16 protein-coding genes are annotated in these 13,437 nt (G+C 66.0%); 10 read left to right on the top strand and 6 right to left on the bottom strand.

What is annotated here, in order from left to right:
- Positions 1 to 31 precede the first annotated feature (31 nt).
- The 4 genes from ACNFH5_RS26320 to ACNFH5_RS26305 form a co-directional block, all read right to left on the bottom strand.
- Positions 32 to 880 carry a TauD/TfdA dioxygenase family protein gene (locus ACNFH5_RS26320; protein ID WP_416751177.1) on the bottom strand — a complete coding sequence of 283 codons (849 nt, stop codon included), beginning with the start codon at positions 878 to 880 and terminating at the stop codon, positions 32 to 34.
- A gap of 10 nt (positions 881 to 890) precedes the next feature.
- Positions 891 to 1,871, bottom strand: a complete 981-nt coding sequence (locus ACNFH5_RS26315; protein ID WP_416751175.1) for a quinone oxidoreductase family protein — start codon at positions 1,869 to 1,871, stop codon at positions 891 to 893.
- A 307-nt stretch (positions 1,872 to 2,178) separates the two neighbouring features.
- Complete coding sequence (locus ACNFH5_RS26310; RefSeq protein ID WP_416751173.1) at positions 2,179 to 3,138, bottom strand: HlyD family secretion protein; 960 nt, start codon at positions 3,136 to 3,138, stop codon at positions 2,179 to 2,181.
- A 3-nt stretch (positions 3,139 to 3,141) separates the two neighbouring features.
- Positions 3,142 to 3,525, bottom strand: coding sequence for a DUF3302 domain-containing protein (locus tag ACNFH5_RS26305; protein ID WP_416751171.1), 384 nt, complete (start codon positions 3,523 to 3,525; stop codon positions 3,142 to 3,144).
- A gap of 210 nt (positions 3,526 to 3,735) precedes the next feature.
- Between ACNFH5_RS26305 and ACNFH5_RS26300 the strand changes: the two genes are divergently transcribed.
- Positions 3,736 to 3,924: a hypothetical protein gene (locus ACNFH5_RS26300; protein WP_416751169.1), complete on the top strand. Its 189-nt coding sequence runs from the start codon at positions 3,736 to 3,738 to the stop codon at positions 3,922 to 3,924.
- Positions 3,925 to 4,033: 109 nt separating this feature from the next.
- On the opposite strand, the gene ACNFH5_RS26295 is transcribed toward ACNFH5_RS26300, so the two are convergent.
- A complete protein-coding gene (locus tag ACNFH5_RS26295) occupies positions 4,034 to 4,282 on the bottom strand; it encodes a hypothetical protein (RefSeq protein WP_416751167.1) in 249 nt (82 codons plus the stop codon).
- A 246-nt stretch (positions 4,283 to 4,528) separates the two neighbouring features.
- Here ACNFH5_RS26295 and ACNFH5_RS26290 point away from each other — a divergent pair, with 246 nt between their 5' ends.
- The 6 genes from ACNFH5_RS26290 (at position 4,529) to ACNFH5_RS26265 (ending at position 11,606) form a co-directional block, all read left to right on the top strand.
- Entirely contained in the window at positions 4,529 to 5,530 is a 1,002-nt protein-coding gene (locus ACNFH5_RS26290; protein WP_416751165.1) for an HlyD family efflux transporter periplasmic adaptor subunit, read from the top strand.
- Positions 5,530 to 7,338: an ATP-binding cassette domain-containing protein gene (locus ACNFH5_RS26285; RefSeq protein WP_416751163.1), complete on the top strand. Its 1,809-nt coding sequence runs from the start codon at positions 5,530 to 5,532 to the stop codon at positions 7,336 to 7,338. Before ACNFH5_RS26290 ends, ACNFH5_RS26285 begins: the two co-directional genes overlap by 1 nt.
- Entirely contained in the window at positions 7,335 to 8,465 is a 1,131-nt protein-coding gene (locus tag ACNFH5_RS26280) for an ABC transporter permease (RefSeq protein ID WP_416751161.1), read from the top strand. Before ACNFH5_RS26285 ends, ACNFH5_RS26280 begins: the two co-directional genes overlap by 4 nt.
- A gap of 147 nt (positions 8,466 to 8,612) precedes the next feature.
- Entirely contained in the window at positions 8,613 to 9,716 is a 1,104-nt protein-coding gene (locus ACNFH5_RS26275; protein WP_416751159.1) for an ABC transporter permease, read from the top strand.
- A gap of 66 nt (positions 9,717 to 9,782) precedes the next feature.
- Positions 9,783 to 10,091, top strand: coding sequence for a hypothetical protein (locus ACNFH5_RS26270; protein ID WP_416751157.1), 309 nt, complete (start codon positions 9,783 to 9,785; stop codon positions 10,089 to 10,091).
- Positions 10,092 to 10,112: 21 nt separating this feature from the next.
- Complete coding sequence (locus ACNFH5_RS26265) at positions 10,113 to 11,606, top strand: efflux transporter outer membrane subunit (protein WP_416751155.1); 1,494 nt, start codon at positions 10,113 to 10,115, stop codon at positions 11,604 to 11,606.
- On the opposite strand, the gene ACNFH5_RS26260 is transcribed toward ACNFH5_RS26265, so the two are convergent.
- Positions 11,603 to 12,229, bottom strand: a complete 627-nt coding sequence (locus ACNFH5_RS26260) for a DUF4157 domain-containing protein (protein WP_416751153.1) — start codon at positions 12,227 to 12,229, stop codon at positions 11,603 to 11,605. The two genes, ACNFH5_RS26265 and ACNFH5_RS26260, sit on opposite strands and share 4 nt — an antisense overlap.
- On the opposite strand from ACNFH5_RS26260, the gene ACNFH5_RS26255 reads away from it, so the two are divergent.
- The 3 genes from ACNFH5_RS26255 (at position 12,228) to ACNFH5_RS26245 (ending at position 13,394) form a co-directional block, all read left to right on the top strand.
- The gene (locus ACNFH5_RS26255) at positions 12,228 to 12,419 is read left to right on the top strand and encodes a hypothetical protein (RefSeq protein ID WP_416751151.1); all 192 of its coding nucleotides are present in this window, start codon (positions 12,228 to 12,230) and stop codon (positions 12,417 to 12,419) included. The genes ACNFH5_RS26260 and ACNFH5_RS26255 overlap by 2 nt on opposite strands.
- 82 nt (positions 12,420 to 12,501) lie before the next feature.
- Positions 12,502 to 12,906, top strand: a complete 405-nt coding sequence (locus ACNFH5_RS26250) for a YybH family protein (RefSeq protein ID WP_416751149.1) — start codon at positions 12,502 to 12,504, stop codon at positions 12,904 to 12,906.
- Positions 12,903 to 13,394: an AAA family ATPase gene (locus ACNFH5_RS26245; RefSeq protein ID WP_416751147.1), complete on the top strand. Its 492-nt coding sequence runs from the start codon at positions 12,903 to 12,905 to the stop codon at positions 13,392 to 13,394. The genes ACNFH5_RS26250 and ACNFH5_RS26245 overlap by 4 nt, the downstream gene beginning before the upstream one ends.
- Positions 13,395 to 13,437 lie beyond the last annotated feature (43 nt).

The following is a 13,437-nucleotide window of genomic DNA, read 5'->3' as shown; positions in this document are numbered from 1 at the left end:
CGGTCTCCGTAATTGTTCTTGTGAAGAGGGCTCAGAACGGCTTGTCGCCGATGATCCCGGCGCGCTCCATGCGGCGCACGCAGGGCGGGTAGTCCATCACCGCGTAGTGCTGGGTGGAGCGGTTGTCCCAGATCGCCACGTCGTTCTTCTTCCAGCGCCAGCGCACCTGGAATTCGGGGATGTAGACCTGGCTGACCAGGTAGCGCAGGAGGTCCGAGGCGCCGGGATTGGCGTCTTGGCCGAAGCGCACGTTCTGCGCGGTGTGGTAGTTGGTGAAGTGGGTGGTGAAGGCGTTGACGAACAGCACCTTCTCCCTGGTTTCCGGGTGGGTGCGCACCACCGGGTGCTCGGCGTCGGGATACATGGCCTTGAGCGCCAGGCGCTTCTCGATGGGCATCGCCGCGCCGAAACTGGCTTCGATGCTGTGGCGCGCACGCAGCTTCTCGATACGTTCCTTGATCTCGGCCGGAAGCATGTCGTAGGCCAGCGCCATGTTCGCCCACATGGTGTCGCCGCCCACCGGCGGGCACTCCACGCAGCGCAGGACGCAGCCCAGGGGCGGCGCCTCGCGCCAGGTGGCGTCTGTGTGCCAGGCGTTCTCGTAGCGATCGTTGGGCAGGTCTGGGGTCTTGTAGATGCGCACCAGGCCCGGATGCTCCGGGTCGCTGCCGGCCACCGGGTGGTCTTCCAGTTCACCGAAGCGGCGGGCGAAGGCCACGTGCTCGGCGCGGCTGATATCCTGGTCGCGCAGGAACAGTACCTTGTGCTTGAGCAGCAGCTCGCGCAGCTCGGCGAACAGGCCCTCGTCGCGGGAAGCGTCGCCCAGGTTCACCCCTGAGATTTCGGCGCCAATGCTGCAGGTCAGACGTTCTACGTGCATGGCGGCGCCCTCAGATGACGAAGATCGACGAGCCGGTGGTCTTGCGCGACTCAAGGTCGCGATGGGCTTGGACGGCATCCTCCAGCGCATAGTGCTGGTTGATCTCGATGCGGATATCGCCCTTGCCCACGTGGGTGAACAGTTCGTCCAGCAGCGCCGCCTTCTCCGCCGGGTCGGCGATGTAGTCGGCCAGGGCCGGGCGAGTCAGGAAGATCGAACCCTTCATCGCCAGCAGCACCGGATCGAACGGCGGGATCGGGCCTGACGCGGTGCCGACGCAGACCATCAGGCCACGGCGCTTGAGCGACTCCAGGGACGTCATGAAGGTGTCCTTGCCGACGCTGTCGAAGACCACGTCCACGCCACGGCCATCGGTGAGTTCGCGAACGCGCTCGGCGACACTCTCATGGCTGTAGTTGATGACGTGCTCGCAGCCGTGGGCGAAGGCCACTTCAGCCTTGGCGTCGCTGGAAACGGTGCCGATCACCCGCAGGCCAAGCAGCTTCGCCCATTGCGAAACGATCAGGCCGACACCACCGGCGGCGGCATGCAGCAGGATGCTCTGGCCCGGCTTGAAGTCGTGGATGCGACGCAGCAGATAGGCCGAGGTCAGGCCGCGCATGGTCATGGCGGCGGCGGTCTCGAAGGCGATGTTCTCCGGCAGGCGGATCAGCGGCGCCGCCGGTACCAGGCGCTCGGTGCTGTATGCGCCGAGGGTGTTGATGAAGCCGGTGTAGGTCACGCGGTCACCGGGCACGACGTTGGTTACGCCGTCGCCCACCGCGACTACCACGCCGGCGGCTTCCACGCCCATGCCGCTGGGCAGCGGTACGGCGTAGGTGCCATTGCGGAAGTAGGTGTCGGCGTAGTTCAGGCCCACCGCCACATGGCGGATGCGCACTTGCCCCGGGCCGGGCTCGCCGACCTCCACGTCCTCGTAACGCAGGACTTCGGGTCCCCCTGTTTCATAGAAACGAACGGCTTTGGCCATGGCCGGAATCTCCAGTTGTCTTGTTGTCGTGGGCGCTTTCGTTTGGAGCAGGCAAGCGCCCTTTGAGCGGACAATAGGCAGGGGGCCGACGGACAGCTTCACATGGTGCGACAGGGGCTTTTCATTTCATGACAGGCGCACGGCGGATGGCGCATGGAGGCAGGCCTGTAGGAGCGAGCTTGCTCGCGAACCGCATGACACCTGCGCAAGGGCGAGGTCTGTTCGCGAGCAAGCTCGCTCCTACAATCGGGAGGGCAACTCCGGTGGGAATGGCTGCGGCCAGGCGGCCGCAGCGCGGGGGGTTGGATCAGTGGAACGGGAAGATGTAGTTCATCCAGGCCGCCATGCGCAGGAGGATCTTGCGCATGATCGCCACATGGTGGAAATGCTCGCTGTAGATCGCCGCCTGGCCGTATGCACCGCCCGGCATCAGGGGCGCATACTGGGCATAGTCCGGGTCGGTGATCTCGATGAGCACCGGCACACGCCCGGGCGGCGGTGAGCCGGTATAGCTGATCAGGGTACCCGACGGCTGTACCTGGCCCTCGCCGATCACACCGATGGCCTGTTTCACCTTGCCGGAGAAGACCTTGCCGGGAATCCCGTCAAAGGCCACTTCGGCTTCGTCACCGGCGGTCAGGCGCAACTGGCTGTTCTGCCGCATCCAGGCCGCGAAGTATTGTCCTTCGTCCGGCACAAAGACCATGGACGGGCGCAACGGCAGGCGCGTCGCCATCATCCCCGGACGCAGCGACACGTGGGTAACGAAGCCACGAGACGGCGCACGCACCACGGTGTTATCGAGGTTGAACTGCGCTAGCGCCAGCTGGGCTTCCAGGTCATCGACGCGGGCGGTGGTGAGGTCGACATCACGTTTGTTGCCCACATTGCGCAGCGCCAGTTCACGGGCACGGGACTGATCGGCGCGCGCCGATACCAGCTGTGCCTTGATCGAGTCCAGTTTCAACTGGAACGGTTTGGGGTCGATACGGAACAGCACCGTCCCTTTCTCGATCATCTGGTTGCCCTTCACAGGCACCTCGATCACCTGGCCGGTGACCACCGGAATAACCGGAGTGGAGACGAAGTAGGAACGCGCCACCTCGGAATACGGGTGGTTGTAGTTCATGGTGAAGATCAGCGCGCCGATCAGCACCACGCCACCAAGCACGGCGGTGGGTACCGTCCACTTGTTCAGCGGGATGCGGAAGATCTTGAAGATGGCGATGCAGATGGCGGTGTAGGTCAGAACCAGCAACAAGTCCATGGATCAGCCCTCCCCGCCGGGTTGAGACGCTGCCGGTGTCGGTGGCGGCTCCGCAACGGTGCCGGGAGCGCGACCTTCCAGCACATCCAGGCGCTGGCGCAATTCGGCCAACTGCGCCTCGAGGTACTCCGCCTCGGCCTGCGGTGTTCGACCATGATGAAAGCCCCAGCCGCGGTCCTTGCGGTACAACATGGCCCAGATCCAGAGGAACGGCCACAGCGCATGCAGGGTGAACAGACTGACCCAGCCGGCCGCGTGGATCGCGTCCTGGTGGGGGTGGTCGCGGTGCACCGCGATCTCATAAGGAATGTCGTGCAGCACGATGATCCCGTAGAACAGCACCACGGCAGCGAAAACCAATATTCCCAGCGCAACGTAATCGAGCATCCCGCCCTCCTTGCCCCCCGAGCCCAGTGCCGGGGCGAGTCGCTTGAGTATGGATGAGCCATGGCAATCTGCACGATCGTTGCAACGCCTGAATTCGGCGCTTTCGAAGAGTCGCCAGGAATCCCTGACCGGCCCCATTCGTCCGACGGGACGCCCCATCGACGGATTTTCACGTTCACTGGGAAAGGACATCACCCAGAGGACTCGACCATGCCACGGCCCACCATCCTGCTGCTGATCGGCGCGCTGGCCGTGCTGCTCGGCGGCTCATCCTGCGGCACGCACAACGACCGTCACGACGCCCCACCGCCGCCACCGATGGACGACGGGCAGATGGGCTATCAGCGCATTCCGCAGCAGCAGATCCAGCCGCAGGTGCAATCGATTCCGCGGCGCTGACCACCCAGCTTTGTAGGAGCGAGCTTGCTCGCGAACCGCCCTCACACCGCCGGCAACCGGCTAGAGCGTTCGCGAGCAAGCTCGCTCCTACAGCCCCCTGCGGCGTCGATCAGGAATGTCGCGCGCGCATCCGTCCCGCCGGGCTCAGCAGGATCACCCGCGCCACCACCAGCGCCAGCACGCCGGCCACGGCAAAGCCAGCGAGGATCGCCACCCCGCCGTCCTGCTCGAGAAAATCGGTCAACGCCGCGAGGCCCGCAGCCAGGAACAACAGCACCAGGCCGAACCACTGCATCCGCAGGGCGCGTAGGCGCCAGGAGCTACGGTGTTCCGGCAGAAGAGTTTTCTCGTGGCCCATGGCAGCCTCCTGATGAGGAGTGTCACTCCACGCTAACAGGCAATACGGCCCCTGACGCGGAAGCTGACGAAACGCCCAGGCACGCCGCCACCATCAAATTGAAACCTTCGTCCCATGTCGCTGCCGAACGATGATCGAAGCCGCCGGGCCGGCAGGCCAGAGCGTTTCGCCATTGATACAGGTCCGCATGTATTGCGTGGAACTGTCTATCCTTCACCCGGCTGTCATGAAACAGGGAAGGCCTGCATGCCTAAGAAGCTGGTGCTGGTGGCGCTCGTGGCGCTGCTGCTGGGGGGCGGAGTGTGGTGGTACCTGCACTCCCGCGAAAGTGACGACAAACGCCTGGTGCTCTACGGCAACGTGGACATCCGCCAGGTATCGCTGGCCTTCACCGGCAGCGAGCGCATCGCGAAGATGAATGTCGAGGAAGGCGATCAGGTGAAAGCCGGCGACGTGCTGGCCAGCCTCGACACCCGCACCCTACGCCTGCAGATCGACAAGGCCCAGGCGCAGATCGCCGCGCAGGAGCAGAACCTGTTGCGCCTGAAGAACGGCTCGCGCCCCGAGGACATCGATCGCGCCAAGGCACAGGACAAGGCCGCCCGTGCCCAACTCGACCTCGCCAACACCCAGCTGCGCCGGCTGGAGAACATCCGCGCCAATAGCCCCGGCGGCCGCGCCGTCAGTCAGCAGGACATCGACAGCGCCATCTCGCAGCAGAAGGTCGCCCAGGCCGAGCTGGAAGACCGGCAGAAGTCCCTGCGCCTGGCGCAGATCGGCCCGCGCGCGGAAGACATCGCCCAGGCCGACGCCCAGCTCGCCGCCGCCCGCGCCGACGTGGCGCTGCTGCAGCACAACCTCGACGAAGCCGACCTCAAGGCGCCGCAGAACGCCACCGTGCGCTCGCGTCTGCTGGAGCCCGGCGACATGGCGTCGCCGCAGCGCCCGGTGTACTCCCTGGCGCTGACCGATCCGAAATGGATTCGTGCCTACGTCAGCGAAACCAACCTGGGCCGTATCAAGCCCGGCCTGAAGGCCCAGGTGTTCACCGACAGCCACCCGGACCAGGCCATCGACGGCCACGTCGGCTTCATCTCCTCTGTCGCCGAATTCACGCCCAAGTCGGTGCAGACCGAGGAGCTGCGTACCAGCCTTGTCTACGAGGTGCGCGTGCTGGTGGCTGACCCGGACAACCGCCTGCGCCTGGGCATGCCGGCCACGGTACGCTTCGCCGACGAGCCGCGCTGATGAGCGACGCTCCAGTCATCCGCGCCGAAGGCCTGGCGAAGCACTTCCTGGTGAAAACTTCTTCAGACAAGCATGGGGGCAAGACGGTGCAGGCGCTGAAAGACATCAGCCTGGACATTCCACGCGGTCAGCTCACCGCGCTGGTCGGCCCGGACGGCGCCGGCAAGACCACCTTCCTGCGCCTGGTCGCGGGGCTACTGCAGGCCGACGCCGGCACGCTCACGGTGCTGGACCTGGACGTCCACGCCCAGCCGCAGCAGGTGCAGGACCGCATCAGCTACATGCCGCAGCGCTTCGGTCTCTATGAGGACCTGAGCGTGCAGGAGAACCTCGACCTTTACGCCGACCTCCACGGCGTCCCCCACAAGGAACGCCAGGAGCGCTACCAGCGCCTGCTGGAGATGACCGACCTGGCGCGCTTCACCGACCGCCCGGCGGGCAAGCTCTCCGGCGGCATGAAACAGAAGCTGGGCCTGGCCTGCACCCTGGTGCGTTCGCCGGACCTGCTGCTACTCGACGAGCCCACCGTCGGCGTCGACCCGCTGTCGCGCCGTGAACTGTGGGAGATCATCCAGCAGTTGATCGAACAGGAGCAGCTCAGCGTGCTGGTTTCCACCTCGTACATGGACGAGGCCGAGCGTTGCGCGGAGGTCTTCCTGCTGCACCAGGGCCATCTGATGGCCAAGGGCGACCCGGCCTCGATCCGCGAACACGCCGACAACCTCTGCTTCATCGCCACCCCGCCCCAGGAAGAGCCCGCGCGCACCCTGCAGGCGCGGCTGCTGGACGACCACCAGAACATCGTCGATGCGGTGCCGCAGTCCGGCGAAGTGCGCTTCATCCGCCAGCCCGACGCCGACCAGGCCACCCTCGACAAGCTGCTCGACGGTGCGCCGGTGCGCCAGGTGGACGCGCGCCTGGAAGACGGCTTCATGTTCCTGCTGCGCGCCCGCAGCGACGCCGAGCAGGTCGACATGGAGTCGCTCAAGGCCGGCACCCGTCGCCACGGAGAGGGCCGCGCCGACAGTGACGAAACGGTGATCGAAGTGAAGGACCTGGTGCGCAAGTTCGGCGACTTCACCGCCGTGGCCAGCACCAGTTTCAGCGTGCACCGCGGGGAAATCTTCGGCCTGCTCGGCCCCAATGGTGCCGGCAAGACCACCACCTTCCGCATGCTCTGCGGGCTGCTGCCGGCCACCAGCGGCACGCTGCAGGTGGCCGGGGTCAACCTGCGCCACGCGCGGGCCCAGGCACGGCGCAAGGTCGGCTACGTTTCTCAGAAGTTCTCCCTCTACGGCAATCTCTCCGTCGCCGAGAACCTGCGCTTCTTCGGCGGCGCCTACGGGCTGGGCGGCAAGCAGCTGAAGCAGCGGATGGATGATGTTTCCCGCCAGTTCGACCTCGCCGGCCAGGAGGACTCGCCCAGCGGCCAGCTCCCCGGCGGCTTCAAGCAGCGTCTGGCGATGGCGGTCGGCCTGCTCCACGAACCGGAAATCCTCTTCCTCGACGAACCCACCAGCGGCGCCGACCCGCTGGCCCGCCGTGGATTCTGGCAGCGCATCACGGCGCTGGCGGCGTCCGGCACCACCATCATCATCACCACCCACTTCATGGAAGAAGCCGAGTACTGCGACCGCATCGTCATCCAGGACGCCGGCAAGCTGCTGGCCATGGGCACCCCGCAAGAGGTGCGCGAGCAGGCCGGCGGCAAGGGCAGCACGCTGAACATGGAGCAGGCGTTCATCCAGATCGTCGAAACCAATCGCGTAGAAAGCAACCGCCAGCACGCCAAGGCGGGAGCGGCATGAGCGCCGGCGGCTTCTGGCGGCGCCTCGCCTCGCTGACCCGCAAGGAAGTGCGGCAGCTGGTGCGCGACCGCAGCAACCTGCTGATCGGCATCGGCCTGCCCATCGCGCTCATCCTCATCTTCGGCTACGGCCTGTCGCTGGACGTCAAGCGCGCCATCGTCGCCATCGTCCTCGACGATCCCTCCCCCATAGCCCGTGACGTCGCCGCCGGGATCAGCCGCACCGAGTACCTGGAGCCACACCTGGTGCGCTCCTTCGCCGAGGGCGAAAAGCTGATGCGCGCCCGCGAGGTGGATGCGGTGGTGCAGTTCCCTTCCGACTTCACCCGCAACCTCAATGACGGCCATGCGCAGATCCAGGTGCTGGTACAGGGCTCGGATGCCACCCGCGCCGCCAGCGTTTCCACCTACGTCAGCAGCGCGCTGGCGGGCTATGCCGAGAAGCAGGCCGACCGTGGCGCCGGCTCGGCGAATCAGGCTGGCGCCGTCACCATTGTCCAGCGCATGTGGTTCAACGCCGCCAACACCAGCACCTGGTACCTGGTGCCGGGGCTGATCGTGCTGATCATGACCCTGGTCGGCGCCTTCCTCACCGCCCTGGTGATGGCCCGCGAATGGGAACGCGGCACGCTGGAGGCGCTGTTCGTCACGCCGGTGCGGCCGGTGGAAATCCTGCTGGCGAAGATCATTCCCTGCTTCGGCATCGGCATGATCGGCCTGGCGCTGTGCCTGCTCGCCGCGCGCTTCCTGTTCGACGTGCCGATCTACGGCTCCTTCATCGTCCTGGTAATCGGCTCCATGCTCTACATGCTGGTGGCGCTGGGCATCGGCCTGCTGATCTCGGCGGTGACCAAGAACCAGTTCCTCGCCAGCCAGATCGCCCTGCTCGCCAGCTTCCTGCCGGCAATGATGCTCTCGGGCTTCATCTTCGACCTGCGCAACGTGCCCACCGCCATCCGCGTGATCGGCAACCTGCTGCCGGCGACCTACTTCATGGAACTGGTGAAATCCCTGTTCCTGGCCGGCGACTTCTGGCCAATGATCTTCAAGAACTGCGCCATCCTCGCCGCCTACGCCGTCGCCCTGCTGGGTCTGGCGAGGCTGGTGACGCGCAAACGGCTGGACTAGAACGTGTTCAAGGTCTCGCCGAGCGCAGCCCAGACAAGGCGGAAACGGGCGAAAAAGCGCAGTTTACGTGGTGTAAATGAGCATTTTGAGCCTGTTTCCAACGCAGTATGGGCAAGCGCAGGCAGACATTGAGCAGGTTCTGACGACATGGAATTTCTCTGGCGCATCCTCAACCTCTGGCGCAAGGAACTGCTGGTGATCCTCAAGGACCCGGCCAACCGCATCGTGCTGGTGGCGCCGGTGCTGATGCAGAGCGTGCTGTTCGGCTACGCGGTGACCTTCGACCTGAACGACGCGCCTTACGCCATCCTCGACCTGAGCCACAGCGAATCCTCCACCCGCCTCGCCTCGCGGCTGGACGGCAGCGGCATCTTCCATCGCGTGGCAACACTCACCCGCGTGGAGGAAATCCAGACGGTCATCGACGAGCAGAAGGCCCTGCTGGTGATCCACATTCCCTCGGACTTCCAGACCCGCCTGGCCCAGGGCGACCCGGCACCGATCCAGGTCATCCTCGACGGGCGCAACTCCAACACCGCCGGCTCCGCCGCTGCCGGCCTCGCCGTGGTGGTGGACGAATTCAACCGGGAGCAGGGCCTGGCCTCCGCGCCGATCAGCGTGGTCAGCCGCTCCTGGTACAACCCCAACCTGGAAACCCGCTGGCCACTGATCCCCGCGCTGATCGCCACCCTGAGCATGATGCAGACGCTGATGCTCACCGCGCTCTCGGTTGCCCGCGAGCGTGAACAGGGCACCTTCGACCAGTTGCTGGTCACGCCCTACACGCCGCTGGAAATCATGTTCGGCAAGGCCATCCCACCGCTGCTGATCGGCCTGGTGCAGGCCACGCTGGTGCTGCTGATGGCGCTGTTCTGGTTCCGAATACCCATGGCCGGTTCGCTGCTGAACCTCTACGGCGGGCTGACGGTGTTCACCATCGCCTGCGTCGGGCTGGGCATGTCGATCAGCGCGGTGTCGCTGAACATGCAGCAGGCGATGCTCTATACCTTCGTGCTGATCATGCCGCTGACGCTGCTCTCCGGCCTCGCCACGCCGGTACGCAACATGCCCGAGTTCCTGCAGCTGGTGACCTACGCCAACCCGCTGCGCTTTGGCATCGACCTGATCCAGCGCGTCTACCTCGAAGGCGCGACCCTGGTCGATGTCTGGCACAACCTGATCCCCATGCTGGTGGTGGCCGCCGTCACCCTGCCGCTTGCCTCGTGGCTGTTCCGCCACCGGCTTGCGTAGCGAGTCACCCGGCATGGCGAGCGAATGCAATATCCTGACAGGGCGTTACCTGGGAAATGGACAACCATGAGCGACACCAGCAGCTTCATCGTCTTCGCCGTCACCCAGCTTCTGCTGCCGTTCTGGCTCGGCCACCGGTACTGCCGCAAGCAGGGCATTGCCACTCAATCCTGGCGCGCGGGCGGCATCTACCTGATCGCTCTGTCGGTAGCGATGCTGTTCTTCATCGGCCTGCTGGGCCTGCCCACCCACGTGAAGAATGTCGGCATGGTGACCAACCGCTCTATGGGCCTGGCCTGCGGCGTGATCGGCATTCTCGGCGGTCTACTGATGGGCTACGTCGCGCGACGTTTCGAAAGCACTTCGGATGACTAGTTTTGCAAGAGGGTGTCACCCATGAACCTCACCTTCCGCTTCGTCTCCAGCGCCCTGCTGGGTGCCAGCCTCGCGGGCTGCGCCGTGGGCCCCGACTACGAGGCGCCGAAAACGCAGACGCCGGCCAGTTGGCAGGCCGCCCACTCCGGCAGCGGGCAGCTGCACCCGGCCGAAGGCAGCACCCGCCTCGGCGAGGACTGGTGGACCCTGTTCAACGACCCGGTGCTGAACAACCTGCAGCGCCGCGCCGACAAGGCCAGCCCCGACCTCAACAGCGCCGTACTGCGCTTTGCCCAGAGCCGCATGCAGCGGCAGATGGTGGCCGCGCAGCGCGGCGTCGACGTCAATGCCTCGGCCGCAGTGAATCGCCAGCGTCTGAGCGAGAACGGCTCCAACGCGCTGATGATCCAGCGCATCGCCCCCACCGGCGACAGCGACCAGATCGCCAAGGTCCTGGCCGAACCCTTCACGCTCTACCAGGCCGGCTTCGATGCCTCCTGGGAGCCGGACCTGTGGGGGCGCATCCGCCGCTCCATCGAAGCCGCCGATGCCAGCGTCGATGCACAGCAGGCGATGTTCGAGGAAACCCGCCTGGGCGTATCGGCGGAACTGGCCCGCAGCTACTTTGAGCTGCGCGGCGTGCAGCAACAGATCGCCGTGGCTCAGCAGGACATCGCCGCCACCGAGGAATCGATGCAGTTGATCCAGGTGCGCGCCGACGGCGGGCTGGTGGACGATTTCGACGTCGAACGCCAGCGCGGCCAGCTCGCCGAGCTGCGCTCCAGCCTGCCGCAACTGCAGGCCAGCGAGAGCGCGGCGCTCAACCAGATCGGCGTGCTGATCGGCGCCGAGCCGGGCAGCCTGCGCGAGGACCTGAAACCCGTCGCGCAGACTGCGCCGCAGACACCCGACCTGAGCCTGGGCCTGCCTTCGGAAGTGGCGCGCCGGCGCCCGGACATCCGCGCCGCCGAAGCCCAGCTGCACGCCGCCACCGCCAACATCGGCGTGGCCGTCGCCGACCTCTACCCGACGATCCGCCTGGGTGCGAACTTCGGCTACGAGTCGGTGGAAGACAGCAAGTTCGGCGACTGGGGCAGCCGCACCTGGACGGTCGGCCCGAGCCTGTCGCTGCCGATTTTCGACAACGGCCGGCGGCGCTCGCAGGTCAACCTGCGCAAGCTGGAACAGCAGGAAGCGGCGGTGTCCTACCAGCAGACCGTGCTCAAGGCCTGGCAGGAAGTGGACGACGCGCTGAGCCATTACGGTGCCGAACGCCAACGCAACCAGCGTCTGCAGGAAAAACTGCGCAGTAGCGATATCGCCTATGGCATGGCCAAGGCACGCTATGCCGGCGGCATGACGGACTTCCTGGTGGAACTGGACGCCCAGCGCGCGTACCTGCAATCACGCCGCGACGTGGTGGATAGCGACACCCAGCTGCGCCTGACGCTGATCGCCCTGTGCAAGGCGCTCGGCGGCGGTACGCCGGCGCCGGAAGCCAGCGCCAGCCGCTAAGGACCGTTCTTCTGCGCGGTGACCTTGCCATCGCGCAGGTCCTTGGCGACCCGGCGCTGCATCTCGTAGGCCGGCGCTTCCACCGCGTCGAAGTCCTCGGAATAGCGCGTGGCGAAGCCCTGCACGCCCCACTCCTGGTACTGCTTCACGTGCCACAGCTCGTGAGCCCAGAGGGCGACGTCCTTCTGCGCGTCGTCCTCGCTGCGGAACACAATCACGTCCACCAGGGTGACGGCCTCGGTATCAGGGTTCTGCATGATCGCCTGGCCAGCATTCAGGTCATCCAGCGCACCGATGGAATAGCGTGCGGCCATGAGCACGTCGTCGGGGTAGTAAGGTTGCAGCTGGGCGCGAATCTCCAGCGGGATCGGCTCGGTGCCGCCCTGCACGGCCTGATCGCGGGACTGCTGCAGCCAGACGGCCAATGCCTGGGCGGCCATCTTGCGAGTGTCAGTGAGCACAGGGCCGAGCACGGCCCCCAGGTCTGGCAGGCACATGCAGGTGTCCAGGCACACCTGACGCTGCCCCGCCGGGCACGTCACGGCAAGGGCGTCGACGGACGCGGCCAACCCGGTGAGCAACGCCAGGGCGCGCAGGAAGCGGGTTGCGAGGGAGGATGGCATGAAAAGGCTCCGCTACAGCGTGGAGAAAGACATGGTGCTCAGACAATGGCGCGGCGCGATCATGCCATGCCGCCAGCAAAAAAAGAGCGCTGGCGCGACGGATGAAACTTCTGGTAGCTTCTGCTCCATGAATGCCGCCAACCGCACCTTCCAGCAGATTATTACCACCATCGCTCCGATGGTGGGTTAGCGCATTCCGCGAACAACCAAACCCGCCTCCCGGCGGGTTTTTTAATGCCCGCCGTCCGAGGCTCCCGATCGAGGAGACACTGATGGACCAGGCAACCCACCCAGAGCAGCACCCGCTGCAAGCGCTCATCCAGGCTGCAGACGAAGCCATCGGCCGCGAGGACTTCAACGCCCTGCTCGAGTTCTACACCGACGACGCCCTGCTGGTGGTCAAGCCCGGCCTGCTGGCGCGCGGCAAGGAACAGATCCGCCGCGCCTTCGTCGCCATCGCCGAGCACTTCGGCCACAACCTGCGGGTGCGCCAGGGTCGCCTGGAAATCCTCGAGACCGGCGATATCGCCCTGGTGGTCGCGCAGACTTTGCTCGACACCAGCCACGGCAAGCTGAGCCGTCGCGCCACCTACGTGTTCCGCCGCGAAGCCGACGGCGCCTGGCGCTGCGCCGTCGACAATTCCTACGGCACCGATCTGCTGGAGGTAACCACATGAATTCACCGACCGGTACGCTGCACCTCCTGTGTGGCAAGGCGGCATCGGGCAAATCCCGCCTGGCGCGGGAGCTGGCCGAGGCGCCGGGCACCGTGATGCTGGCCGAGGAACAATGGCTGGCCGAGCTGTTTCCCTGGGGCATCAGCAATCCTGACGACTACCAGCTCTACGCTCGCCGCGTACGCAAGGTCATGGGCCCGCACGTGGTCGGCCTGCTGCGCGCCGGCACCAGCGTGGCGCTGGATATCCCCGCCAACACCCTGGCCGACCGCCGCTGGCTGATTGATCTGGCGGAGCAGGCCGGTGCGGCGCACTGCCTGCATTTTCTCGACGTCGACCCGGCCACCTGCCGCGACCGCCTGCTGGCGCGCCACGCGATTGCCCCGCTCGCCGCGCCGCTGGACCCGGCCGGCTACGAAGCGCTCAACCGCTACTTCGTCGCCCCACGCCCGGAGGAAAGACTGCAGGTGCAGCGCCATGGCGCCTGAGCGCGTAGAATCGCCGCCCCGATTTGCTCCAATCGCCTGAATC

It is taken from the genome of Pseudomonas sp. NY15435 (assembly GCF_048068295.1).
Lineage (GTDB): Bacteria > Pseudomonadota > Gammaproteobacteria > Pseudomonadales > Pseudomonadaceae > Pseudomonas.
The sequence above is the reverse complement of the archived record's forward strand: the minus strand, read 5'-3'. Positions and strand labels throughout refer to the sequence as shown.